Source organism: Paludisphaera rhizosphaerae (assembly GCF_011065895.1).
Classification (GTDB): Bacteria; Planctomycetota; Planctomycetia; order Isosphaerales; family Isosphaeraceae; genus Paludisphaera; species Paludisphaera rhizosphaerae.
Map to the genome: position 1 here is coordinate 212991 of NZ_JAALCR010000003.1, position 24138 is coordinate 237128.

At 65.8% G+C, this 24138-nt stretch carries 21 protein-coding genes and 1 tRNA gene; 5 read left to right on the top strand and 17 right to left on the bottom strand.

What is annotated here, in order from left to right; all coding sequences use genetic code 11:
- Positions 1-68: 68 nt before the first annotated feature.
- The 13 genes from G5C50_RS05420 to G5C50_RS05480 all read right to left on the bottom strand — a co-directional run bounded on the left by G5C50_RS05420 (position 69) and on the right by G5C50_RS05480 (position 14443).
- Complete coding sequence (locus G5C50_RS05420) at positions 69-1337, bottom strand: amidohydrolase family protein (protein ID WP_165066137.1); 1269 nt, start codon at positions 1335-1337, stop codon at positions 69-71.
- Positions 1334-3478 carry an ABC transporter permease subunit/CPBP intramembrane protease gene (locus G5C50_RS05425; protein ID WP_165066140.1) on the bottom strand — a complete coding sequence of 715 codons (2145 nt, stop codon included), beginning with the start codon at positions 3476-3478 and terminating at the stop codon, positions 1334-1336. The genes G5C50_RS05420 and G5C50_RS05425 overlap by 4 nt, the downstream gene beginning before the upstream one ends.
- Positions 3475-4263, bottom strand: a complete 789-nt coding sequence (locus tag G5C50_RS05430; protein ID WP_165066143.1) for an ABC transporter ATP-binding protein — start codon at positions 4261-4263, stop codon at positions 3475-3477. The genes G5C50_RS05425 and G5C50_RS05430 overlap by 4 nt, the downstream gene beginning before the upstream one ends.
- A complete protein-coding gene (gene mqnC / locus G5C50_RS05435; protein WP_165066146.1) occupies positions 4260-5372 on the bottom strand; it encodes a cyclic dehypoxanthinyl futalosine synthase in 1113 nt (370 codons plus the stop codon). Before mqnC ends, G5C50_RS05430 begins: the two co-directional genes overlap by 4 nt.
- Positions 5332-6159, bottom strand: a complete 828-nt coding sequence (locus tag G5C50_RS05440) for a menaquinone biosynthetic enzyme MqnA/MqnD family protein (protein ID WP_165066149.1) — start codon at positions 6157-6159, stop codon at positions 5332-5334. Before G5C50_RS05440 ends, mqnC begins: the two co-directional genes overlap by 41 nt.
- 123 nt (positions 6160-6282) lie before the next feature.
- A complete protein-coding gene (locus G5C50_RS05445; protein ID WP_165066151.1) occupies positions 6283-6771 on the bottom strand; it encodes a HugZ family pyridoxamine 5'-phosphate oxidase in 489 nt (162 codons plus the stop codon).
- Positions 6772-6836: 65 nt separating this feature from the next.
- Positions 6837-8297: a PDZ domain-containing protein gene (locus G5C50_RS05450; protein WP_165066154.1), complete on the bottom strand. Its 1461-nt coding sequence runs from the start codon at positions 8295-8297 to the stop codon at positions 6837-6839.
- Between the two features lie 106 nt (positions 8298-8403).
- Positions 8404-10191 (bottom strand): putative ABC transporter permease subunit, encoded by a 1788-nt coding sequence (locus tag G5C50_RS05455; protein WP_165066157.1) that lies wholly within the window; start codon positions 10189-10191, stop codon positions 8404-8406.
- Complete coding sequence (locus G5C50_RS05460; RefSeq protein ID WP_165066160.1) at positions 10188-10955, bottom strand: ABC transporter ATP-binding protein; 768 nt, start codon at positions 10953-10955, stop codon at positions 10188-10190. The genes G5C50_RS05455 and G5C50_RS05460 overlap by 4 nt, the downstream gene beginning before the upstream one ends.
- Positions 10952-11821 (bottom strand): hypothetical protein, encoded by an 870-nt coding sequence (locus G5C50_RS05465; RefSeq protein WP_165066163.1) that lies wholly within the window; start codon positions 11819-11821, stop codon positions 10952-10954. Before G5C50_RS05465 ends, G5C50_RS05460 begins: the two co-directional genes overlap by 4 nt.
- Before the next feature lie 235 nt (positions 11822-12056).
- Positions 12057-13043 (bottom strand): glutaminase A, encoded by a 987-nt coding sequence (gene glsA / locus G5C50_RS05470; RefSeq protein WP_165066503.1) that lies wholly within the window; start codon positions 13041-13043, stop codon positions 12057-12059.
- A gap of 99 nt (positions 13044-13142) precedes the next feature.
- A complete protein-coding gene (locus G5C50_RS05475) occupies positions 13143-13916 on the bottom strand; it encodes a MinD/ParA family ATP-binding protein (protein ID WP_165066166.1) in 774 nt (257 codons plus the stop codon).
- A gap of 50 nt (positions 13917-13966) precedes the next feature.
- Positions 13967-14443, bottom strand: coding sequence for an FHA domain-containing protein (locus tag G5C50_RS05480; protein ID WP_165066169.1), 477 nt, complete (start codon positions 14441-14443; stop codon positions 13967-13969).
- Between the two features lie 452 nt (positions 14444-14895).
- Between G5C50_RS05480 and G5C50_RS05485 the strand changes: the two genes are divergently transcribed.
- A complete protein-coding gene (locus tag G5C50_RS05485) occupies positions 14896-15615 on the top strand; it encodes a phosphoesterase (protein WP_165066172.1) in 720 nt (239 codons plus the stop codon).
- Positions 15616-15628: 13 nt separating this feature from the next.
- On the opposite strand, the gene G5C50_RS05490 is transcribed toward G5C50_RS05485, so the two are convergent.
- Both G5C50_RS05490 and G5C50_RS05495 read right to left on the bottom strand, forming a co-directional pair.
- Positions 15629-16102, bottom strand: coding sequence for a macro domain-containing protein (locus G5C50_RS05490; RefSeq protein WP_165066175.1), 474 nt, complete (start codon positions 16100-16102; stop codon positions 15629-15631).
- Between the two features lies 1 nt (position 16103).
- A complete protein-coding gene (locus G5C50_RS05495; protein WP_165066178.1) occupies positions 16104-16904 on the bottom strand; it encodes a class I SAM-dependent methyltransferase in 801 nt (266 codons plus the stop codon).
- Between the two features lie 28 nt (positions 16905-16932).
- On the opposite strand from G5C50_RS05495, the gene G5C50_RS05500 reads away from it, so the two are divergent.
- The 3 genes from G5C50_RS05500 to G5C50_RS05510 all read left to right on the top strand — a co-directional run bounded on the left by G5C50_RS05500 (position 16933) and on the right by G5C50_RS05510 (position 21660).
- Entirely contained in the window at positions 16933-17604 is a 672-nt protein-coding gene (locus G5C50_RS05500) for a class I SAM-dependent methyltransferase (RefSeq protein ID WP_165066181.1), read from the top strand.
- Between the two features lie 101 nt (positions 17605-17705).
- On the top strand, positions 17706-21230 hold the full coding sequence (locus G5C50_RS05505) for a carboxypeptidase-like regulatory domain-containing protein (RefSeq protein ID WP_165066184.1): 3525 nt from the start codon (positions 17706-17708) through the stop codon (positions 21228-21230).
- Positions 21231-21375: 145 nt separating this feature from the next.
- Entirely contained in the window at positions 21376-21660 is a 285-nt protein-coding gene (locus G5C50_RS05510) for a hypothetical protein (RefSeq protein ID WP_165066187.1), read from the top strand.
- A gap of 261 nt (positions 21661-21921) precedes the next feature.
- Here the strand turns inward: G5C50_RS05510 and G5C50_RS05515 are convergent.
- Positions 21922-21994 (bottom strand) — tRNA-Val (locus G5C50_RS05515).
- A 204-nt stretch (positions 21995-22198) separates the two neighbouring features.
- On the opposite strand from G5C50_RS05515, the gene xylA reads away from it, so the two are divergent.
- A complete protein-coding gene (gene xylA, locus G5C50_RS05520) occupies positions 22199-23512 on the top strand; it encodes a xylose isomerase (protein ID WP_165066190.1) in 1314 nt (437 codons plus the stop codon).
- Positions 23513-23575: 63 nt separating this feature from the next.
- Here the strand turns inward: xylA and G5C50_RS05525 are convergent, their stop codons facing one another.
- Positions 23576-24106, bottom strand: coding sequence for a type 1 glutamine amidotransferase domain-containing protein (locus tag G5C50_RS05525; RefSeq protein ID WP_165066193.1), 531 nt, complete (start codon positions 24104-24106; stop codon positions 23576-23578).
- Positions 24107-24138: the final 32 nt, after the last annotated feature.

The window sequence follows — 24138 nt, forward strand, 5'->3', positions numbered from 1 at the left end:
GCGCGGTCTGTCTTCCCCCTCGAGGGGGGAAGACCCTCGAATTGCACCTTCGCTTATGCGACGGCTTCTCAAACACCCCTCCAGGGACCCGTGACGAAGTCGCCTTCGAACATGGTGGCCGCCACGGGCTCTTCCGATTCCAGCAGCAGGAGATACGGATCTTGCTCGTCGCGATCGGGAAGCGGGACGACGGCCAGGTCGGCGGACTTGCCGGGGCGGAGCGAGCCGGCGGTGGTCTCGGCGCGGAGGGCCCAGGCGCCGAACAGCGTCGCCATGGTCAGCAGCAGCTCGCCGGAGAGCGAGCCGTCGCGGGCGTGGAGGAACCGCATCTCGTCGAGGACGCTCAGCGACGGGCTCGACGCCAGGCTGTCCGTCCCCAGGCAGACGATCGCCCCGCGTTCCAACAGCGCCCGGTAGGGGTGGGCGTCGTGGCCGAACCGGGCGTTGGTCCTCGGGCAGAAGGCGACGGCCACGCGATGGCCGTTCGTCGAAGCCTCCGGCCGAAGCTGCCAGAAATCCTGAGGGTCGATGTACGTCCCGTGGGCGATCAGCCAGTCGGCGTCGCGGAGGTCCCCCTTGCGGATGTACTCCGACGGCCGCGAGCCGATCGGCTCCCACTCGTCGTCCCACGCGCCGAGGTCTTCGAGAAACCGCCGCAGGGGACCGTCGCGAGTCTCCAGGAGTTGGAGTTCCTCGGGCATCTCGGCCAGGTGGGTCGTCAACGGCAGCCGGCTCGACGCGGCGTTGTGGTAGAGCCAGCCCGCCGTGCTGTAAGGAGCGTGGGGGGAAAGCCCCGGGCGTGCGTTGGCGGCCACCTGCGCCTCGGGATTGATCGAGCCCAACCAGCGCCAGGCCGCATCATTCGTCTGCAGCCCTCGATGACGTTTCAGCCCGACGACCTCCGCGAAGACCACCGCACGCGTCGGGGCCTTGGCGATCGCGTCCCAGCTCAGGCCGGCGGTCGTGATGTCGGCCACGGTCGTCGTCCCGGCGGCAATCGACGCGGCCAGGTTGCGGTCGACGGCCTCGCGGTAAGACTCGGGCGCGACGGAACGGCGGTGGGCCATCACCTTGGAGAGCCAGGCGACCTCGTTCTCAACGGCCCTGGGATTCCGCCCTGCGTCGTCCGGCAGACCGGAAAGCTCCAGGTGGGTGTGCGCGTTGACCAGCCCGGGGATCACGGCGACGTCCCCCAGGTCGAGGTCGGCCTGCCGCTCGCTCGCCGGGCCGACCCAGGCGACTCGGCCGCCGTCGATCGCCACGACGCCGTCCTCGATCGGCGGCCGCTCGACGGGAAAAACGTACCGCGCCCGGAGGCTGAACGTCCCGCGTCTCATCCGGCCCCCTCGATCTTCGGACGGTCGAACCTCCAGAGATACAGGAAGAGAGCCGCCGCCGACGCCGCTGCAACGATCACCCAGGGGAACTGGTAAAGACCATGCTCGGCGTCGCGATAGACGGCCCCCGCCGCCCCCATACGCTTGAGGAGCCCGACCCACGCCCCCAGCGCGACGGCGAAGCCGTTGTTCAGGGCGTGGAACAGCACGCCCGGCAAGAGGCTTCGGCTGCGGACGGCCAGCAGGCCCAGGAAGACGCCCAGGATCGCCGCGTTGAAGAACTGCTGGAAGAGACTCAGGAACACGTGAAGCAACGCGAACAGGAGCGCCGAGAGGACGATTGCCGAGTAGGGCCGCCTCCCCGTCTTCAGTCCCGACAGGATGAAGCCCCGGAACGCGACCTCTTCGCAGACGGCCGGCGTCAGGGCGAACAGCAGGACGGCCAGCAACAGCGGAGTCTCGCCCTGGAGGAGCGAGTTGAAGACGGCCTTGGTCGCGTCGGAGAGCGGGAAAGCCCATTCGACCAGCCGGCTCAACTCGGCCGTCAGCGGGTTCACCGCCACGGCCGTCGCGGCGGCCAGGGCGAAGTAGCGAGCGTCCGTCGAGCGGAGACGAAGAGTCCCCAGCGGGTCGGTGGTCAGCAAAAAGGCCATCGCGGTCGGCACGAGCAGGATCAGCAGTTGGCCGATGGCCACCGCCCCCAGCCCGCTCGTCGAGCCGGCCGTCAAGGACGCCTGGGCGAACAACCACGAGGCCGTGATCACCAGCGCGAAGCAGAGCACCGCCTGCGAGGCCGACGGCCGAGGCCCCCGGTCGCGGATCGTCGCCTTGACCCACTGCACCAGGTTGAACCGCTCGGATTCACGGAACAGCACCTCCTCATCCTGGAACTGCTCGACGGCCCAGCGCAACGCCAGCCAGGCGTAGATGACCGTCGGCACCAGCACGGGGATGAAGTAACGGAACCCCGTGGCGTAGTCGCCCACGATGAGCGCCCTCAGCAGGAGGGCCGCACCGGTCACGGGGACCAGGCTGTAGAAGGCGTTCAACTCGATGCCCGGCGTCATCGTCAGGAAGATCAGCGGCAGGCAGATCAGGTAGAGAGGGGTCATGTAATACTGCCCCTCCTTCATGCTGCGGGCCATCGCCGCGACCGCCAGGCAGACCGCGCTGAAGAAGGCGGCCAGCGGGATCAGCAGGACGATCATCCAGAGGGCCGACTGCAAGGTCGGCGGGGCGAGCGCCGCGGCGGCGCTGCTCGCCGAGTCTTCGCCGCCGAAACCGACGGCCCGCCGGGCCATCTGCAAGCCGGTGAGGCCCATGCTCAGCAGGTTCAACACGGCCGTCGTCACGCTGGCGGCGAGCACCGCCAGGAACTTGCCCAGGACGATCTCAGCGCGACCAGCGGGGCTGATGAGGAGGGTCTCCATGGTCCCCCGCTCCTTCTCGCCGGCGCAGAGGTCGACGGCCGGGTAGAAAGCTCCGGTGAGGGCCATGATGACCAGAAGGAAGGGGAAGATCCGCCCCCAGACGTTGCCGCCGATCTCCTGCCTCGTGGCCACGTCCTGCGGGATGACGTCGATCGGCTTGGCGTAGCCTTCGGGCAGCTTGTCTTCCTTGCGGCGTTCCTCGACGATCCCGCCCTTCCAGCGGTCGAGAGCCTCGCGAAGACGGAGGTAGGTGATCTTGCTGGTCTCGTCGACGCTCTTGTAGTGGATCGGAATCGCCGCGTCGGCCCGGGCCTTGAATTGCTCCGGAAGGTCCGGCGGGATCACCATCACGGCCGAGGCCAGGCCGTCGCGAACCGCTCGCCCTCGGACCGCGTCGTCGGCCCATTCGCCGGAGTCGGGGACGCGTTCAACCTCCAGGCGGGCGGCCTCGGCGGGACTGTCGAAGAGGGCCGGGTTGAAGCCCGTCCCCTCGGCGTTCAGCAGCGGGGGGTCTTTCGGCAAGCGGTCGGCGCCGACGATCACCACCCGGCGCGGCTTCTCCTGCAAGGCGGCCGCGAACTGGAGCACCCCCGCGCCGATCAGGGGGTACAGCAGGATCGGAAAAACGACCACCATGAAGAGCGTGCGGCGGTCTCGGAGCTGGTCGAGCCCCTCGCGGACGAAGATCTGCCAGACGTTCGACCAGTTCATGAATTCGACCCCGCCCCGATCGCCTGACCGCCGGCCGCCGCGTACCGAGCGTCCGCTTGTTCGACGAGCTTGAAGAACAACTCCTCGACGTCAGGCTGGCTGTAGGTCGCGAGCAACTCGTTGATCGGCCCCTGGGCCTGGAGTTCGCCCCGGTAGATGATCGCGACCCGCGAGCAGAGACGCTCGACCTCGCTCATGGAGTGGGTCGAGAAGACGATCGTCTTGCCCATGTCTCGGAGTTCCAGGATCTTGTCGAGGACCACGCGTTGAACCAGGATGTCCAGCCCCGAGGTCGGCTCGTCGAAGATCAGCACCGGCGGGTCGTGGACGATCGTCCGGGCGATGGAGACCTTCTGCTTCATGCCGGTGGACATCTTCGAGCCCAGCACGTCGCGGAAGTCGTCCATCTTGAGCCAGCCGAAGACGGTTTCCATCCGCTCGCGAAGCCTGTCCTTGGGCAAGCCGTAGAGCCGGCCGAAGTACTCGACCAGCTCCCAGGCGGTCATGCGGTCGTAGATCCCCGTGTTGGCCGACATGAAGCCGATCCGGCGGCGGACCTCTTGAGGAGCCTCGACGACGTCGTAGCCGGCGACCATCGCGCGGCCGGCGGTCGGCCTGAGCACGGTGCTGAGGATCCGGAGCGTCGTCGTCTTGCCCGCGCCGTTGGGGCCGAGGAGACCGAAGATCTCGCCGGGCCGGCATTCGAACGAGACGTCGCGGACCGCCTCCACCCAGCCGCGCTGGGTGTCGCGGAACGACTTGCCGAGCCTCTCGACTTGAATCACGCCAGGGCTCCGGCGACGGCCCCGTCGAACGCGGGGGCCTCGTCGATGTACTCGTAGAAGACGTTACGCTGGCGGGGGATGTAGCCGGACTCGACGATGCAGCGCTTGATCTCGTCGAGGCTGAGGTGGTGGACGGTCCCGGCCGAGGAGACGACGTTCTCCTCGATCATCAGGCTCCCCATATCGTTGGCGCCGAAGAAGAGGCCCATCTGGCCGATCTTCGCCCCCTGCGTGACCCACGACGACTGGATGTTGGGCACGTTGTCGAGGTAGAGCCGCGTCATGGCCTGGGTGCGGAGGTACTCGAACGCCCCGGCGGGAGGGACGTCGGCCATGTCGGTGTGCTCGGGCTGGAAGGTCCAGCAGATGTGGGCGGTGAAGCCGCCGGTCTCGTCCTGAAGGCGACGGACCTGGTCAAGGTGCTCGATCCGCTCCTCAATCGTCTCGACGTGGCCGAACATCATGGTGGCCGTCGACCGGCCGCCGAGCTGATGCCAGACGCGATGGACGTTGATCCAGTCGGCCGTGTTCACCTTGCCGCGGGTGATCGCCTTCCGGACGCGATCGACGAGGATCTCGGCCCCGCCGCCGGGGAGGCTCCCCAGGCCGGCTTCCTTGAGCCGCTCCAGGACCGTTCGCAACGGCAGCTTGGCGACCTTGGTGAAGTGGTGGATCTCCGGGGCGCTGAAGCCGTGGACGTTGATCGTGGGGAAGGTCGACCGGATGTCCTGCAACAGCTCCTCGTACCACTCCAGCTTGAGCCTGGGATGGAGGCCGCCCTGGAGGAGGATCTGATCGCCGCCCAGTTCCACCGTCTCGCGGATCTTGTCGAAGAGGACGTCGCGGTCCAGGACGTAGGCGTCGGCGTCGTCGACCTTCCGGTAAAAGGCGCAGAAGTCGCAGACGGCCGTGCAGACGTTCGTGTAGTTGATGTTGCGGTCGATGTTGAACGTCCGGAACGGCTCGGGGTGAAGCCGACGGCAAAGAGCGTCGGCCGCGGCGCCGAGTTCCAGCAGGCTCGCTTCCCGAAGCAAGGCGACGCCTTCCTCGAACGTCAAACGGCCGCCCTCAGCGGCGCGTCGCAAGGTCGCGGGGGCGGTGGAAGACAAGATTCACTCCTTCAGGCGCCAGGCCCAGGCGTGCGGCCATCGCGGCGAACAGCCGCAGGCCGGCCAGCTCCGGCTCGCCCAGGTCGTAAGACAGGACACGGGTGAGATAATCGTAGCACGTCTGAAAGTCCAGGCCCAGCCGCGGGCCGTGGATTCGGGCCAGCTCGTCGGCGTTCGCCAGCCCTTCGGCCCGACACCGCGCCAGGGCGTCCGGAACGTCCCCAAGGTCGGCCCCGGCCCGAACGACCCAGAGGGCGAAGACGAACGGCAGTCCGGTCAGCTCGCGCCAGGCTTCCGCCAGGTCGACGACCTCGTGGAATGAGTCCTCCGGGACTTTCATCGCCCGGTCGCCGATCACGAGCACGGCGTCGGCTGTGCTCTCCAGTGCCGAGACCCCCAGTGGCAGCGGCTCGATGGTCTCCGGACGGACGCCGTGGGCCGCTTCCAGCCAAACCTGCGCCAGCGCCTGGCTCGTCCGCGAGCCCGCGTCCAGGGCGAGCCGGTCGATGGAGCCCAACGGGACCTTGCTGAAGAGCTTGACGCTCCGCACCGGCCCCCGAGCCCCGATCGCGAAACCAGGCAGGATCTCATATCCCCGCGACGCCCCCCGCAGGTACTCGACCGAAGGGATCAGCGCGACGTCGAGATCCCCGGCCGCCAATCGATCCGCCAACCGGCTCGGGACTTCCATCTCCAGCCGGACCTCGGGGGCGAATTCCTCCAGGCGATAGTACAAAGGCTTGGCGTTCAGATAACTGACCGCTCCGACCCGGACAACTCTCGCCATAACTCCCTCCCAGGGGCCGGCGGGGTTGGCCGGATTTTTCGTCTCGACCGAAACCGGCGTCGCCGTCGTCCTTTCAATCCTTTTTGAAAGTATAGAACGAATCTGGGTGAGGACAAGGCGGCTTCACTCGAACCCGTGGGTCTGCCTGGCGAGGCTGGAGATGTCGTCGCCGGTGAGGTCGTGGATGGCGCCGAAGCCGGTGATGAGTCGGGCCGAGACCGGTTCGATGCGGACCAGGAAGAAGTCGCCGAGCTGGAAGCTGATCTCGGATTGGGGGAACTTGCGGAGGTAGGAGTCGCGGGTCTCCGTGAAGGCCTGGCTGTGGGGGTCGATGGGTTCGGCGAAGCCCTGGATGGAGAGCCGGGAGAGAGTCTGGGGATTGCGCGAGTGGCTGTCGGGCGCGGCGATCATCAGGCCGACCTTGGGGCTCTGGCTGAGTGCCCGAGCGTGCTGGGCGAGCCGGCTCACGTGGATGTGGAACGCCGAGAGGTCGAGATTGGCGTCGAAGAGGACGAGCGACACCAGGGGGTGCCCATCGAGCAGGGTTCCGAGCGAGGCGATGCGCTGATCTCGGGCGAGACGGATCAATTCGTGGCCGACCTGGGATTCCATCGGATGTCCCTCCTTGAGGTGAATGGGCCCCCCGCGCTCAGGCCTGAGCGCGGGGGGCCGGTCCGTCAGCGTCCGAGGTCGATCTTGACGGGGGTCTTCTTGCCGGACTTGACGTCGAGGACCGTGAGCGTGAACGAGGAGCCGACGCTCTTGAGGGCCTGTTCGAAGAGGTCCGGAGCGAAGACGACTCGGTCGTCGACGCCGACGATGGCGTCGCCGACTTCGAGGCCGGCTTTCTCGGCCGGACTGCCAGGGGCGACGGCCGCCACCTTCACCACCGGCAGCAGATCGGCCGTCCCAGGCTTGACCGTCAGCCCGAAGCTCTGCGCGGTGAGCCCCCCGCCAGTGGGCGCGGGATTCGAGGGAGCCGGTCCGGGCGTGGGTGTAGGCGTCGGCGAAGGCGACGGTGATGGAACCGGTGCCGCCCCGAGAGCGACTTCGACGGGAACGTCACGACCGGAACGGACGTCGCGGACTGACACGACGATCTTCTCGCCGGCCGCATTGAGGGCCTCTTGCAGCCGGGCCTGATCGTTCAGCGCGATCCCGCCGGCCTCGACGAGAACGTCACCGACCTCGATCCCGGCCTGTTTGGCGGGCCCGCCTTCCTGCAATCCCGTCACCTTGAGCGCCGTCCGAAGCCCGAGTCGAACGGGTTCCACCTGAACGCCCAACGTGCGTCTTGGGCTGGACGGAGCCGGCGAGGTCGGAGCCGGCGAGGTCGGAGTCGGCGCAGCCGCGATCACGCCGGTCAGGTCCACCGGCACCTCGACCTGCTCGCGCGTCCGGACGTTCAGGATGGCGAACTCGGCGTTCGGCCCTCCCTTGGCCAGGATCTCGGCGAGTTGTTGCACGCTGGCGAAGCCCGACTTGTTCACGCCGATGATGACGTCGCCCCGTTCAAAACCGGCCTTCTGCGCGGGCGTATTGGGGAGGACGTCGGTGATCCGAAGGACGAGCCGACCGTTGACCTCGACCGCGTCGGCCTTGACGCCGATCGACTTCAGAACGTCAGCGCCGGCCGTCGATGGGGACGTGGGGACAGGTGGGAGGTTCGGGGTCGGAGTGGGCGAGGGAGAAGGAGTCGTCGGTCGGGCTTCCGCAGTCCGGTCGATCGGCGGAGGTCCGCCGGACTGGTCGAACCAGTTGGGGAACGTCCCTTCCCAGCCGCCGCCCTCATGGGGATACAGGTAGGCCTTGATCGTGGCTCCCTCGGAGGGAACGGAAGCGTAGCCTTGCCCTCGATTCGCCCCCTGGAAGACGTGGACGTAGACCTGCTCGCCAGGGGCGGGGATCGTGGACCCGCGTCGGCGGGCCTCGGCGGCGCCGCGACCCATCTCAGCACGGGTGACGTCGAGTTGCACCACGTAGTCGGTCCGATCCGACTTCTGGCTGCGGTAGACCCCTCGAACCGATCCATCGACGACGACCGCAGCCCCCTCCTTGGGCTGAGCCTGCTGGGATCGAGCCTGGCCGGCCGCGAGTGCGAGCCCGACAAGCGCCCACGTCCACGATCGCTTCATCATGTCCCTGACCTCCCGATACAGATCAGATCGGTGTACGCGGCGAAGCCCCACGCCGCTCGCCGCCGATTGTAACCGGTGGGACGTCCGCAAGGATGTTCCGATCCACTCAGAATTCCATCCGGTTGAACGCCCGGATTCCAATCCGCAGCGGGATGATCGTCGCCGCAGCGCCAATGATCAGGCTGGCGATCACGGCCGTCGTCAGCCAGAACCGCAGCGCGCCCCATGAGAGGATCAGCCGGGCCGACTCCGCGTTGTCCTGGCCGACGAAGTAGAGATGACACGGCACGGCCAGCGCCGTGACGATCGTGAAGATGAAAACCAGGCTCACCAGCAGGTTGAACGTCCCGCCGAACCCGGCGGCGATCTTCGATGGGTCGGACTCGCGCAGGTTCGGCAGCCGCGCTCCCAGCCCCACGCTGATCCCCGAGAGTCCCAGGCAGAGCACGGCGATCATCCCGACGTGCAGCAGAATCATCCAGGGATTCATCTGGAGCATCAGATCGCTGAGAACCACCAGGAACTCGGTGGAGATGAGTGAGATTCCCGCCGAGAACGCGAACTTGCCCCAGAGGATCTGGTCGCGCCGCAGCGGCAGCAGCCCCAGCGTCCAGAAGTTCCGCCCCTCCAGCGACAGCAATGGGAAGATGAACCGGCTGGTGAACGTCGAGAGGATCAAGGCCGTCACCGACAGATTCAGGAAGCTCACCAGGTTCCGCCAGTACGGGCTCTGCGCGCCGTAACCGAGCCGAGGGATGTTCAGGAAGTAGAAAGCCAGCAGACCGAAGAAGATCAGGAACTGCGACCACTGAGTCGGGTCGCGAAGGAACGTCCGCAGGTCCTTGAGGATCAACAACCGGATCGGCTGCGGCAGGTAGAAGAAGAGGCGGTGGAACGTCGCATCCATGAGGCCGAAGCCGCGGCGTTTGCGGCTGGAGCGTTCGCCCTGAATCCGCCCGTAGCCCCGACGGTAAAGATCGCGAGCGAGGACGGCGGCGGTCAGGTAGGCGAGCCCGGCGTGCGAGGAGAGGATCATCAGGTAATATCCCGCCCCGCGCCAGTCTCCCTTGGCGGCCGCCAGCAGCCCCGCCGACATCCACCGACTGGGCCACAATGGATTCTGACAGAAGGCGAGGCGGTTGAGCACGCTCCCCAGCCAGTCGCTGCTGAGAGCCTCGTAGGGCGTCGTGAGAAGCTTCCACGCCGTATAGAGAAAGACTCCCAGGCCGACGACCGTCGCCAGGGCCAGCACAGTCCGCTCGCGTCGGGGAAAGACGTTGGCGACGGCGATGGCCACGATCGAGCCCAGGCTCGACGGTATCAACACGAACACCGCCAGGAAGGCGGGGATCAACGCGTAGTAAGGCCACGGCGCGCCGGCGTCCGACGCCGAGGGGCCCACCTTGATCGTCAGCCCGTACGCCACCAGGAGCGGGCTTCCCAGCAAGAGGAACCCCCACGACGCAAACGCCACGGCCTCGGCGAATTTGTGGGCGAAAATCCGGTCGGCCGCCGCGGGGGTTGTCAGCAGGAACGTCGCCTCTCGCGAGTGGAACAACGCCGCATAGACGATGATCCCCGTCGAGAACAGGAGCATCACCAGAAGCGACAGGAAGAACATGCCGAACAGGTATTCGATGATCGTGTTGGCCAGATCGACGTAGATCGCGATGAACTGGAAGCTCTTGAGGAACAGCAGGAACAATCCCGCCCAGAAAACCGCGCTGCAGAAGACGATCATCGAAGCCCGAAGCCGCGAGTCGGCCACCAGGGCGCTTAGAGTGTTGCTAAGCTGCCGCCAGCGGAGCCAGCGCAGGGCCCGAGCCGACCGATCGGCGGGGGTTGCGGCCGAGGCCGGCGCTGGGACGAAAGACTCCGGCAGAGCCAGGCTCATAAGCTCGTCTCCAGGCGGGCCCGCGCGATCGGACTGATCGCCCGCGGAACGTCGTGACCGGTGAGTTTCAGGAAGAGGTCTTCCAGACTGCCGTCGTGCTTCGCCTGCCGGCGCAGTTCGTCGAGCGGCCCGACGGCGAGCATCCGACCGTGATCGACGATCCCAATCGTGTCGGCCAGTTCCTCCGCGATCGCGAGCAGATGGATCGACATCAAAACAGCGGCCCCGGCGCGAGCCTGGGCGACGAACATGTTCTTGACGACCCGCGCGTTCCGGGGGTCCAACCCCACCAGCGGCTCATCGACCACGAGCACCCGGGGTTCGTGAACCAGCGCCGAGGCGAAGACCACCCGTTGCTTCATCCCCTGCGAGTAACCCTCGCAGAGTTCGTCGATGAAATCCCCCATCTCGAAGGTTTCGATCATCTCCTCGATCCGCGCAGCGCCGGTCGCCCGGTCGACGCCGTACATCTCGACGACGAACCGGAGGAACTCACGGCCGGTGAGCTTGTCGTACAGGTACGGCTGGTCGGGGACGTACCCTAAGAGTCGCCTCGCTCCTTCAGAGGCCGCCGGCATTCCGCCGATCAGCACGCTCCCCTCGCTGGGCGTCAGCAGACCGCAGATCATCTTGATGGTGGTGGTCTTGCCCGCCCCGTTGGGCCCAAGGAAGGCGAAGAGTTCGCCGGGCCGGACCGTCAGGTCAAGGCGGTCGACCGCTTTCTTGTCGCCGAACGACTTGCTTACGCCTCGCAGCTCGATCATGGCGTCGTCTCCGCCGCGGGTTCCGCGTTCGGCTTTGGGGTCGGGTCGGGAAGCCGTTCCAGAACCATTTCCACGAACGGCAACGGCACCTGCTGACGGAGGATCACGCCGTCAAGCCGCACCCAGGTCTTCGCCTTGATGGGCCCAGCGGTCTGGACGACCTCGAAGGCGCTGACGGCCTCGCCGTTCCAGTCGATGAACGTGCGTCGCTCGACCACGACCCGGGCCGTCTCGACGACCCCCGAAAGCGGGTTGATGATCTTCATGTCCCATCGCTGGCCGACGTGCAGTCCGGGAAGCCGGTCGAGCGGTCGAAGCGAGTCGGAGACCACGGATCGAGGTTCGTAGGGGAATTTGCGGTGAATGTTCAGCATCGAGGCAATCCCCCGCGACTGAACGTCCATGACGCCGTCGTTGACTTTCCCCTGGACCTTGAAGAAAACGTCCTCCGAGTCGCCCCCCTTCACATCCATGGTGAACGAGCGAAGGTCGCCGTGGGCGTCGACGCGATAATCGCCCAGGATGCTCAGCTTGACGCCCGCCCCTCCCGACAACGGCGACTGCTTGAGCACCTCGGCGGCGTCGAAGTCGACGCGGCTGGAGAGGGCGTACGAGCCGTCGGCCAGCCGGTTCGAATCCGTGACCGCCTTGCCCACCGCCCGCCGGGCCTCCGGCCGCTGAGGGTCGTCGATGACGTCGATCGACCAGGAAACCGGCGTCGGGTTCTCACCGGCCGCCGCCGCGATCGCCCGCAGGTCGGGCGGATACCCGAGCGTCAATTCCGGCACGACCTCCCACCTCAAGAGGAAGAAAGCCCCAATCAGCCAGTAGACCAGGATCGCCAGCGAGACGATTCGTGGTGGCATTGCATCCGGCCCTCGATGTTCGTAACGCGCGGAGTCGCCGTACGCCCATGCTAGGCGGAACGACCCGCTGGAGGCCAGGGCTCACCTGAGTCCGACGTCTGTCAGACTCCTCCTCTGGCAGTGTAGGCGCGCTGGGGTGGTTCGACGAGCCCCCCGCCTCGGAATTCTAGCGGGAGCGTCGTTACGACGTCCCCAAAGGCCGTCCTGAAGTCCCGACGAACCGTCGCAAACCGGGTCAGGAAGACTTACGGCTCGGCCTGATCTCATCCTCCAGCGCCTTGCCGGGTCGGCCCGCTTCAAGGATATGCAGGCCGAAGCGTTCCGAGAGTTCCTTGCAGACCAGGACGCCTCGGACGCTGTTCCCTTTCTCGTCGAGCGATGGGGAGAAAACGGCGATGCCGGCGACGCCCGGGACCACGGCGAGGATGCCCCCCGAGACTCCGCTCTTCGCGGGCAGTCCGATGCGATAGGTCCATTCGCCCGCGAAGTCGTAACTGCCGCACGACAGCATGATGCTCAGCAAGTCCTTCACATAGGGAGCCTCCAACGCTCGCTCCCCGGTGGCCGGATTGACTCCGCCGTTCGCAAGAGTCGCCCCCATCAGCGCCAGATCGTGGCAGTCCACCAGGACCGAGCACTGCTGAAAATAAAGTTCGAGCGTCTCATCCACCCGGTCCTCGATCATCCCGAAATTGAGCATCAGATGAGCGATGGCCCGATTGCGATGGCCGGTCGAGCGTTCTGACAGGAAGGTCGCGCTGTCGACGTGGACCTCGCGCCCCACGTACTTCCGAAACATCTCAAGCATGCGCTTGTAGCGTTCAATCTGGTCCGCCCCCTTGATCAAGTCGGTGGTGGCGATGGCGCCCGCATTGACCATGGGGTTGAAGGGTCGATTCGTCGCCTCGTCGAGCACGATCGAATTGAAGGCTTCACCAGTGGGCTCGACTCCGACCTTGGACAGGACGTGATCGCGGCCGTGGTCCTCCAACGCCAGCCCGAAAATGAACGGCTTGGAGATGGATTGGATGCTGAAAGGCCGATCCGCTTCGCCGACGTCGAACCTGAGCCCGTCCACCGTCACGACGCTGATCCCGAACCACTCGGGATCGGCCTTGGCCAGTTCCGGGATGTAGGACGCAACCCGACCTGTCTTCACCTGACTGTATTTGCCATGCAAGTTTCGCAGCGTCTCGCGAAACGGGGCGGACGCTGACTTCATCTTGTTCACGAGCGCGTCGAGGTCGCCTCGGTTCGATTCAACAGCCACTTTGCATGCGCTCCAGGAAGACGAGATAGGGGGCGTCGCGTGCTCGCAGCCTTACGAAAGGAGACGATCGGCCACGGATCGAAGACCTCGAGTCACCGGGTGGTTGGGAAACCGATAGACGAAAACGCCTGCGCTTCCGAGACGGGCCAGATCCTCGTCCAGCGGAAGCATGCCGACGACGGGAGCCTGGTAGGCGGTTTCGATCTGGGAACGCAACTGATCGACGTCGACGCCCGCGGGCACCTTGTTCAGGACGATCTGCAGGTCTGCCACCTCGAGGCGGCGGGCGAGTTCAACGGTCACCGCCGTCCCCTGGAAGTCCTGGTTGTCCGGTCGCATGACCAGCAGGAACGTGTCGGAGATGGCGATCGAGAGAAGGGTCTCCTCGTTGACGCCGGGATGCGTGTCGATGAGGAGATAGTCCAATTCCAGTTCGCGAATCAGGGCGCGGAAGCCGTCGGTCAGGAGGCCGACGTCGTAGCCTTCACGAAGTACGCGAGCGATCTCGCCGGTCCGGGAGCTGGACGGGATCAGCAGGACCGTCCCGCGGGACGCCGTCGAATCATCGGCCGCGGCGGGTCGTCCAGCGTCCACCTCATAGGCCGCCTGCTCAATCCGGCAGCGCCCCCACAGATAGTCGTTCAGCGTGAACCGAACGGACTCCTCTCGAAGGCCGAAGATCACATGAATACCTGGCGAGTGGATGTCCGTGTCGATCACGCCGACTCGCTTCCCCGCTCCCGCCAGCAAAGCCGCCAGGTTGGCCGTCGTGTTGGACTTCCCCGTGCCGCCTCGAAAGGAGTGGATGGCTATGATTCTGGCCATGATTGATTTCCGGAGGAGTACGACGCTTGCCGCGCGGCGAGCTTCTTCTCTCAAGCCGTGGAGTCCGGTGGGTTTCGCAGCCCCTTGAGAACGCGAAGGGAGTTCCGTAGGGTCTGGAAATACTCTCCCTCGCTGATCTCGTCGACTTCACGCTTGAGCCTCTGAGGGTCCAGTTCCAGCAGCGAGGAGGTCTCACGCCCAGGGCAAGCCGTGGTCTCGTCCTCGACGGGTTCGGAGAGCAGGTCGAAACGCAGGAACGGCCCCTTCAGCCCCAATCGAAAGACGAAACCCGCCTGAGCTTTGGGTTCGAGCCGCAGGTTGAAGACCTTCCTGGACCCGCAGTAGATCCCCTGCGTCGTGAGCACCGTGACGAGCCAGGCGTCTCCGTCCGGAGTCAGGTAGACGTGTTCGCGAGAGACGACCTGGTCGGCGATGACGACGTCGTTGTCCACCGACCGACCGATCTTGATGAGCCCTGTTCCATCGAAGAACCAGCGCTGAAGCGGCGTCCCAATTGGAGAGCTCAAGAGAACGAGGGCCACCCTGGGATTGATCACAGGCCAACCCTTCTCTGGAGACGCCTCGAAGCGAGCCGTCTTCGTCGGTGAGTCTAGTTGAACGCTTCCATCGGACGGCTTCCACGCTCATCCTCGAGCGCGGTTCGGGAACGCGACGAGCGGCGCTCGGCGACAGCTCCCCAGCAAGCAGCAATCCGTCCTGAAATCGTCGATTTCCAACGGCTCGAAGATACATTAAGGGAGAGGACTTCTCCGCTTCAAGCGAAAAGACAGCGTCGTCACGTGCGAATCGCGCGATTATTCAGCGTCAACGCTCCGCCGTTCCGGCAGTCCGCAAGGCCGGCCTACATCCCGACGCCCGGCCGGCGAACCCCGAGCGCCCAGGATTCGTCCATGATGAGAGTCGAGAACCTATAGAATTCCGAAAACGAGCAAGCGGTCTGAAGCCAAGAATCGGAACCATGAACACTTATTATTGCTCTGACCCTCACGCCTTCCATGGCAACATCATGAAGCACTGCCGTCGCCTGGCGCTCATGACCGAGGCGGACAGGACGGCATTCCTGGAGATCGAGGCCGCCGGCGGCGACTCCTCAACACTGCGTGTCAGCGACGAGTCCATCGACAACATGAACCGGACCCTCGCGGCGAACGTCAACGCCCGCGTCGGACCGAACGACGTCCTCTGGTGCCTGGGCGATTGGGCCTTCGGGCGGGGGTCGGACTATCTCGCCAACGCGCGGTGGTTTCGCGATCAGATCCAGTGCCGGACGGTCCACCTGATGTGGGGGAACCACGACGAGCCGAAAATCCGGGACCTTTTCGCCTCAACCCACCATCAGACGGAGATCCGCGACCGGGGCGTCAAATTGACCCTCAACCACTATCCGATGGTCACCTGGAACGGCCAGCACCACGGCTCGGTCGCCGAGCCCAACATCCACCTCTACGGCCACGTCCACGCACTCTACCAGCGTCGGCCTGAAGCCAACCCACTCAAGGACTTCGACGCCTGGCCGGCGCTCGACGTGGGCTTCGACGGCCACGACTATCAGGTTTGGTCTCTGGAGGAGATCCTCGAAGTCCTCCGCCCTCGCCTCGAAGCCTTCGAGACCCTGAAACGCAGTCGAGGCCAGTTCGATCCCTTCCGGGGCCGTGGACGATCGCCGGAGACCTCCTGAGGGTCGGCCGTTTTCACGCCCCCGGTCGACGGTATCTCACCACAATCACCTCGATCGGTGCGTCAATCGCCTTGAGGGTCTCGCACAAGATCCTCTCGGCCTTCTCGGGATTGAACCCGCCCGAGCCGGAGCCGATCAGCGGAAACGCCAGCGACCGCAGCCCAAGACTCCCAGCCAACTCCACGGCGTTCCGGGCCGAATCGCGGATCGAGGTTTCCGATGCCCGCCAGATCAGGTTGATCCCAGCGACATGGATGATCGCCCGGAAGGGAAGCCGGCCGGCCGTCGTCGCCACGGCCCGGCCCAGCGGGATCGGCCCCTGCCGTCCTACCTCGCGGAATGGGCCCAGCCCCGCCCGCCGCTTGATCGCGCCGGAGACTCCCTGAGGCAACAACAGCCACCAGGGGATCACGTTCCGATTCCACGGGTTGACGATCGCCTCGACCGGCTGGTCCAGAAGGTCCCCCTCGACGACGCGAACGTTCAAGTCACACCCTCCCGACTCGCAGGTGAAGATCCCACACGATCTCGCGCGTCTCCCTCGGATCTCCCCACGCTTCGGCCAGTTCGCCCCGAACCTCGTCGACGGCCTTCCTCCCGGTCTCCTCGAAGTACTTCCTCGAAGCCGACCACGTTCCCATGAACTCGGCGAGCCGCGCCAGATTCCAACGCGCCCCAACGCAAAACGGCCGGTGCGGGATCTCCTCGAACGGGAAGGCCAGGGATTGATAGCCGGTTTCGACGTGTCGGATCTCGGGAGCCCAGTAGCCGCCGAGCACGTCGGAGTAAAGCCGTTGCACGACGGCGTCGACCTTGGCATCGACCCGTTGCAGGTGGTACGTCCAGCAGGCGAGCACGCCGCCGGGCTTCACGACTCGACGGACTTCCTCATAGAACCTGTCCTGATCGAACCAGTGCAAGGCCAGCGCCACGGTCGTCAAGTCGATCGAGGCGTCGCGAAGCGGCGTCGCATCGGCGAGCGCAGCCACGTAGCCGACTTTCGGGTCGCGATGCGCGCGAGCCAGTTGACGAAGGCTGGCGTCGGTGGCCGCCACGAATCGGAGCCGCCGAGCCAGGCTCACGGCGGCCTGACCATTGCCGGTGGCGCAGTCCCAGGCCGTTCCCGAACCGGGGACCAGCGAGGCTAGAAAGTCGTACAACTCTTCCGGGTAGCCTGGCCGGAACCGCGCGTACTCGTCGGCGTGGTTGGAGAAGTGGTCCTGAAACTCCATCAGCGTCTCCTGAGCCGCTCGTCGAGATCCCTTCACCCGATTATAGTCGGAGTTCATGGGAACGGGTTCCTGGGGGCCTGGCCGAATGATCCTGCTCAGCGACGGCGAACTGGAACGATCGGCGGTCGTCGCCAACTGCAGGATGAATCGAGAGCGCGAGTTGGACGGCTCGAACGGGTACGGCAAGGAAGTCGGCTTCGCCCCCATGGCCTTTCTTCAAGGGCGGGCGAATCCGACAAGACGGCCGAGGTGGCTCGACCTCTGCTGCGGCTCGGGGAGGGCGCTGATCCAGGCGGCGGACGCCGCTCGGCTTGCGGCATTCGACGTGGAAATCGTCGGGGTCGATCTCGTGGGATTCTTCCGCGAGCACGGTCACGACCCATCTCGCCTGCGGCTGATCGAATCCTCGTTGCGGACGTGGCAGCCGGAGGAGCCCTTCGATCTGATCACCTGCATCCACGGCCTCCACTACGTCGGCGACAAACTCGGTCTGATCGCCCGCGCCGTCTCCTGGCTCGTCCCAGACGGCCTCTTCGCGGCGAACCTCGACCTGCGAAACCTGAAACTCCGCAACGGACCTGGATCCGCCTCGTTGCTCCGCGGCGCAGGGTTGGAATTCAACGGTCGGCGACGGCTCGTCGTCTGTGAGGGACGACGGTCGATCGAGTGGCCCCTGCGGTACCTCGGCGGCGACGTCGACGCCGGACCGAACTATACCGGCCAACCGGCAGTGGACTCCCACTATGAAAGTCCGTGAATGTTCGACACCGAGGAACGGACGCCCTCGCGATGCGAGTCGGGTGGAGTTACGATCACACTGATGGATTCCGTGCATGAACCTTCGTCGGAGGTGGTTCGATGCTCGCCGCGACCGCGTTGTGCCTGGCCGTGCTCGCTCAGCCGGCTCCCGGCCCCCCCGAGGCGCTTCTGGGCACGGTTGTTGAGAAGGCGACGGGCCGCCCCCTGGCCGGGGTCTCGATCCGCGGGGCCGACGATCCGAACGCCCAGACGGCGACAAGCGACGAACAGGGCCGGTTCGACCGAAACTCCATCATGCGGGGAAACTGGGTCCCCGCCCGAGGCCAGGGTCCGACCTGCTGGGTCCGAGCCGAGGACGACCGAAGTCTGCCCTGGGAGTTCGTCGCCTCGGAAGGGCCTGGGGGGGCCGCAGGCGCGGACTTCCACCGTAGGCAGGCCGCACACGCGATCTATCAGCAATGCCAGAGCCGCTGGCAGGGAGGAACGCTCATCGTGGAGTGTCCTCCGATCAGCGAGATCGAGGCGATCCTCCGCGGCCCTGACGGCGTCCCTCTGAAGGACGCTCCGATCCTTCTCGTCCCGACCGCCGACGTCTCGTTCCCGGGCTCGGGGACGCTTCGATTGCCCCGCCGCACCGATCGGGACGGCGTGTTCCGCCTCAGAACCTTCGACGGAGTCCAACGTTTTTCCGTCCAGGTCCCAGGCGTCGGTTTCGGCTCGACCGGAGTCGTCCACATGACGGAGGGCCGGATCGCCCGCCCGCAAATCGCGCCGCTGGCGCGGTTCGCCCGCATCGAGGGTCGAGTCGACTCGAAACTACTCGCCCCCGGCGCCAAGGTCGCGCTCCTCTCCATGCCCTTCCAGACCTCGATCGGTCCGGCGTCCCCCTGCGACGACCAGGGTCGGTTCACTCTGGTCGACGTGGTTCCGGGAAACTACCGACTCACAGTCTTGAAGGGCGGACAGAGCACCACCACGGGCTATCGTGAGATCCAGGCCCAGCCGGGAGCGACGCTCCGAGACGTGGTCGTCGAACCTCCGCCGCCCCCCTCGGCCGATGCGCAACGCGTGAATCAGCAGCTCATCCGCCGCCTCAACGGCGACCGGAACAAGACCGTCGCGTGGGTCGAGGGAACCATCCGCGACGAACAGGGCCGGCCGCTCCCCAAAGCCGTCGTTTACGTCCACGCCCAGTACGACGGCGGCATCCGGATGAACGAGGACGTCAAGAAGGCGACCACCGACGACCAGGGTCGATACAAGATCGAGGGCCCGTTGCAGCCCTCGATGGGTATCCTCGCCGTGATCGCGTCCGCGAAGGGACGGCCGCCGACCACCGCCTACGCAGTAGCACCCGATGCCGCGCTCGACGACGGCGATCGTAAGCCGGCGAGGCTGGACGTGTCCCTTCCCGCGGCGGGCGCGTCTGCAAGAATCACAATTCTTGAGGACGGTAAAAAGGTCCCCGGCGCGACTGTCCAACTGACCGTCACCGATGCGACCGCGGGCAGGAGGCGGATCTTCGGGCCCGGCGTCGTCCAGAGTCCGGATCGGATCGAGATGGAGGACCTCATCTCACGCACGATCAAGACCGGCCCCGACGGCGTCGCCCGGTTCGAGAACTTACCGCCAGGCCCGTTCGAGGTCGTCGCTCTTCCCAACGTCGAGCCGACCGACCCCTTCACGAAAGGTCGTCCGCCTACCCTGGGCGTCGCCCCAGGATTCACCCAGACCATCACCGTGCCGCCGAGCGGCGTCGTCGAGACGAGCATCAACGTCGGCCGCAAATTGAAGCCCGTCCGCTTCCAACTTCTCAAACCCGACGGCACTCCCGTCGCCGCTCGAACCATCTCGTTCAGCTTCGGTCAGGGGAACGTCGCGAGTTCGACGGCGATCCGGTGCGACGATCGCGGCTTCGTCTCTTATCAGTTCCAAAGCCCCGGACTCTGGATGGTCGACGTCCGTTTTCGCGACGACGAAGTGCGACGGTTCCCGATTCAGGAGGAGCCGTACTACCAGGTCCAGACCCTGCTCCCAGTCTCTCGGGAGCTGGAACTCGAAGATCCGATCGTTCTCAAGGCGGAACGTCGCGAACCGGGCTCAATCCGCGCACGGCTGCTCGACGCGGAAGGCAGGCCCGCCTCAGGAACGGTCCTGGTCCTGGGCAGCTTCCCTCAGCAGAACCAGCCGATTCAGGCCGGAACCGTCGACGCCGAGGGATCGGTCTGCTTCCTCGACGTGCCCTCAGGCAAGTACCGGATTCAAGGTGTCGTCGACGGCCGACCGACTGCACCGAAACTGGTGCAAGGCGACCCCTTCCCGGACGACGCCGTGCTGCAAGGCGTTCAGACGGTCTTTGATCGCGAGTTGACCGTGACGGCCGGCGGCGCGGCGACGGTCGAGCTTCGCCTTCAGCCGGTGGGCTACGTCCGGGCGACTCTCAAGCCCCCTGCCGGCCGAACCGCCGCCGAGTATTACGCATTCGTCAACTCCAAGATTCCCGGCGATCTCACCGGAAGGACCCAGATCGATCCCGCGGCAGGCGCCTACCTCTTCGGCCCTCTCCCCGTTGGCCCCTTGACGATCGGACTCTTTGAGCGACTCACCAACAGACCAGCCGACAAGCGTGGAGAGCGGGCCGTGGTCGTGGAACCAGACAAGCTCGTCCACGTCGACCTTGAGCCGGAGCCAAGCTCTCCGCAACCAGCCGCTCCCATCCAGCCGCCTCGCGTCTACCCTGGCATCGGCGGGGCCCGAGAGATGGGCTCGGTTCTGGGGGGGCTCGAGGCGACAATTCTGATGCCCGACGGCACGACTCCCGCCTATGGCGCGCGGGCCGATTACTACCCGGCCGGCGGGCGTCAAGCTGTTGCGCAGGGAATTGCTGATGCTTCAGGCCGACTCACCTGGACCGGCGCCTGGCGAACGCCCACGCCCATCTCCGAGAAAGCTCCTCCTCCGTTGAACGAGCCGACGATCGCGGCATGGCTTCCCGGCCTGTCGGGCCCAGTCGTCGGGACGTGCCAGTCCGGCAAGCCGCTTGTCCTGGTTCTCCCTTCGGCGTCGGGCGCATCTGGAATCGCGACGATCGGCGGAAGAGGAGTCGAGGGACGAGGCGGACGCATCCGCATCATCGCCGAAGCTCAGGATCGAGGGTCGCTCGCCGACGCCTTCAGCCGAGAGGTCGTCGCCGAGCCCGACGGCCGGTTTCGCTTACCCGAGTTGGGCCCTGGGAAATACCTCGTTCAGGCGGTCCGCGACGAGATCTGGTTGTCGAAGGCCATCCCTCTCGTGGTTGAGTCGGGGAAGGAAGCGGGCCCCGTCGAAGTCGATATCCCCGAACCAGGCGCGACGGTCGCCCTCGAAGTCGTCGACGGCCGCGACCATCCCGTCCCCGGCTTGTCTCTCTCAATCGTTCGTCCTGAAGGCCCTCTCGCCCCCTCGCTGCCGATCTCCTTCCGAGTCGACGAGCGCGGCACGGTGACGCTCCGAGGCCTGGAGACGGGCCGACAGACGTTGCTCATCGACGGCGGCCCGAAACCCAACGGCTTCATCGTCGACCCTGCCCGCCCTTCGGTCTCGCGGCAGCTCATCCGCTTGGAAGTCCCCCGCCCGGGACCGTGAGTCGCTCGCGAACGCCAAAATCCGAGGCCCATAAGCCGGGACGAGACGAACGCTCGCCCCAATGGGACCTCCTCTTGCTCTCTCGCAAAACACATGTATACTGTGGCCAAACGATCACACTTCGCATTGGCGGGGAGATCTGGCCATGCTGCTCTGGCGTCTCGAAATCGAAGGCCGGGGATCTGTAATCGGCCCCCTGCCCTCGACCTACTACCTGGAGAACTGGGAAAACGTCACCCAGGCGGCGGGTCCTTATGCGGTTGTGCGGCTCGCGTCCGACGGCGGACACGTCCTGACGCCGATCGCCGGGGATGACGTCGTCGCCTGGTGGCGAGTCGATCCTCAGGGCGTCGTGCGACCGAGTCTCCGGGCCGCATTCGCCCACGCCGAAGCCAAGGGCAACCCCTCGAAGGCCTCTCGGCTCAGTTGAAAGGCGGGGAGAGCCTTGCCTCGTCTCCGCCTAGGACCGTCACGAGTCCATTCTGTCGGCGTCGAGCAGGATTTCCCACATCGACCATGCCCCCAAGGCAGATCCCCTGGAATGCATGGCACCGCCAACGAAAAAGGCCGAACCCTTTCCAGGATCCAGCCCCCAGCCGACCGATCGTCGCCCAGGGAGTTACCCGCTGGGAGTCATCTCGACGCCACCCGAATGGCTCGACGCAAACTTCTGCCGTTTCTCGGGTTATTATGGGCGGCACTGGATTCGAACCAGTGACTTCCACCGTGTGAGGATGGCACTCTAACCGCTGAGTTAGCCGCCCGAAAGCTCGCCGATGATGGTGCGGCGACAGGATGATTTTAGCGGGAGCCGAGGGACGTCGCAAGCCGGCTGGGGGCGTTGGCGCGGGAATTCGCGAGGGTGCGTCGGCAGGCGTTGGGTAAGGGCTTGCCTAGGCCTCTGGGCGTTTATAGAGTGAGGGCTCACAGTCTGTTCAGATGTCCGTCCGAAGGATGGCGACCCTCCCATGACTGCTTTCTTCCCGGATGTGCCCAAGATCCAATTCGGCGGCCCGAAGTCGCGGAATCCGCTGGAATTCAAGCACTACGACCCGGACGAGGTCGTCGGCGACAAGACGATGAAGGAGCACCTGAGGTTCTCCGTCGTCTACTGGCATACGTTCTGCAACCCTCTCTCCGACCCCTTCGGCGCCGGCACGGCGCTGCGGCCCTGGGACGACGGCACCCACTCCGTCGCCAACGCTCAGACGCGGGCACGCGCGGCCTTCGAGTTCATTGAGAAGCTCGGAGCCCCGTTCTACGCCTTCCATGACCGCGACGTCGCCCCCGAAGGTCGCAACCTCAAGGAGAGCCACGCTAACCTCGACGCCGTCGCCAAGGTTCTCAAGGAAGAGCAAGAACGTACGGGAATCAAGCTCCTGTGGGGGACGGCCAACCTCTTCTCGAACCCTCGCTACATGCACGGGGCGGCCACCAGCCCCAACTTCGACGTCTTCGCCCACGCCGCCGCCCAGGTGAAGAAGGCGATGGAGGTGACCCTCGATCTCGGGGGCGTCGGCTACACCTTCTGGGGAGGGCGTGAAGGCTACATGAGCCTTCTCAACACCGACATGAAGCGAGAGCTGGACCACCTCGGCCGGTTCCTGCACATGGCGGTCGACTACAAGAAGCAGATCGGCTTCAACGGGACGTTCTACATCGAGCCCAAGCCCAAGGAGCCGACCAAGCACCAGTACGACTCGGACGCCGCCGCCTGCCTCAACTTCCTGCGGACGTACGACCTCCTGCCCCACTTCAAACTCAACCTGGAGACGAACCACGCGACGCTCGCCGGGCACGAGATGATGCACGAGATGGAAGTCGCGATCGGCTCGGGGGCCCTGGGCTCGATCGACGCCAACACCGGCGACTACCTCCTCGGGTGGGACACCGACCAGTTCCCGACCAACATCTACCTCACCGCCCAGTGCATGCTCTGCGTCCTCCAGATGGGGGGCTTCACGACGGGCGGCGTCAACTTCGACGCCAAGGTCCGCCGCGAGAGCTTTGAGCCGATCGACCTCTTCTACGCCCACATCGGCGGGATGGACGCCTTCGCTCGCGGGCTCAAGATCGCTCACGCGATCATCCAGGACGGCCGCTTCGCCGCCTTCATCAAGGACCGCTATTCGAGCTGGGACGGCGAACTCGGCCGCCGCGTCGAAGCCGGCCGCGCCAGCTTCGCCGACCTGGAGGCCTACATCCTCCCCAAGGGCGACGCCGCGCGAAACGTCAGCGGTCGGCAGGAAATGCTTGAGAACCTGTTCAACGATTACATCTGAGCCCGGTGCGAGGCGGGCGGGCTTGCGTGATCGAGCCCGCCCTGCCCTGCCTCGCGGCTTGCCTCAGCCCTGCTCCGCCAGCGTGGCGAGGATCCCCTGCATGAAGGCGGGGAGGTCTTCGGGGGTGCGGCTGGTGACGAGGTTGCCGTCGCGGACGCAGGGGCCGTCCTGCCAGACGCCTCCGGCGTTCTCGACGTCGTCGCGGATGGCGAAGAACCCGGTGATGTTGCGTCCCTTGATGCAACGGGCCGAGCAGAGCATCCAGGGGCCGTGGCAGATCGCCGCGACGACCTTGCCAAGCTGGGCCGCGTCGGCGACCAGTTTGATCATCGCGGGCGTCCGCCTCATGTGGTCGGGCGAGTAGCCGCCGGGGATGATGACGGCGTCGAAGTCCTCGGCCTTCACGTCGGCCGCGGCGACGTCCGACTTCGCGGGGTAGCCGTGCTTCGAAGCGAACGTCTCGCCCGCCTTGGGGCCGACGATCTTGACGTCGCAGCCGGCCTCGCGAAGGCGGTAGACCGGATACCAGAGTTCCAGGTCCTCGTAGAACTTCTCGACCAGGACGGCCACGCGCTTGCCGGTGACGCCGCTCATGGGATGCTCCTCGCTGGGGTTTCGTGGATCAG

Coding starts and splice junctions, on each gene's coding strand:
- G5C50_RS05440 (WP_165066149.1), bottom strand. CDS start 6,159: ATGGCGAGAGTTGTCCGGGTCGGAGCGGTCAGTTATCTGAACGCCAAG.
- G5C50_RS05420 (WP_165066137.1), bottom strand. CDS start 1,337: ATGAGACGCGGGACGTTCAGCCTCCGGGCGCGGTACGTTTTTCCCGTC.
- G5C50_RS05450 (WP_165066154.1), bottom strand. CDS start 8,297: ATGATGAAGCGATCGTGGACGTGGGCGCTTGTCGGGCTCGCACTCGCG.
- G5C50_RS05445 (WP_165066151.1), bottom strand. CDS start 6,771: ATGGAATCCCAGGTCGGCCACGAATTGATCCGTCTCGCCCGAGATCAG.
- G5C50_RS05475 (WP_165066166.1), bottom strand. CDS start 13,916: ATGGCCAGAATCATAGCCATCCACTCCTTTCGAGGCGGCACGGGGAAG.
- xylA (WP_165066190.1), top strand. CDS start 22,199: ATGACTGCTTTCTTCCCGGATGTGCCCAAGATCCAATTCGGCGGCCCG.
- G5C50_RS05485 (WP_165066172.1), top strand. CDS start 14,896: ATGAACACTTATTATTGCTCTGACCCTCACGCCTTCCATGGCAACATC.
- G5C50_RS05465 (WP_165066163.1), bottom strand. CDS start 11,821: ATGCCACCACGAATCGTCTCGCTGGCGATCCTGGTCTACTGGCTGATT.
- G5C50_RS05510 (WP_165066187.1), top strand. CDS start 21,376: ATGCTGCTCTGGCGTCTCGAAATCGAAGGCCGGGGATCTGTAATCGGC.
- glsA (WP_165066503.1), bottom strand. CDS start 13,043: ATGAAGTCAGCGTCCGCCCCGTTTCGCGAGACGCTGCGAAACTTGCAT.
- G5C50_RS05505 (WP_165066184.1), top strand. CDS start 17,706: ATGCTCGCCGCGACCGCGTTGTGCCTGGCCGTGCTCGCTCAGCCGGCT.
- G5C50_RS05495 (WP_165066178.1), bottom strand. CDS start 16,904: ATGAACTCCGACTATAATCGGGTGAAGGGATCTCGACGAGCGGCTCAG.
- G5C50_RS05455 (WP_165066157.1), bottom strand. CDS start 10,191: ATGAGCCTGGCTCTGCCGGAGTCTTTCGTCCCAGCGCCGGCCTCGGCC.
- G5C50_RS05500 (WP_165066181.1), top strand. CDS start 16,933: ATGATCCTGCTCAGCGACGGCGAACTGGAACGATCGGCGGTCGTCGCC.
- G5C50_RS05460 (WP_165066160.1), bottom strand. CDS start 10,955: ATGATCGAGCTGCGAGGCGTAAGCAAGTCGTTCGGCGACAAGAAAGCG.
- G5C50_RS05425 (WP_165066140.1), bottom strand. CDS start 3,478: ATGAACTGGTCGAACGTCTGGCAGATCTTCGTCCGCGAGGGGCTCGAC.
- G5C50_RS05525 (WP_165066193.1), bottom strand. CDS start 24,106: ATGAGCGGCGTCACCGGCAAGCGCGTGGCCGTCCTGGTCGAGAAGTTC.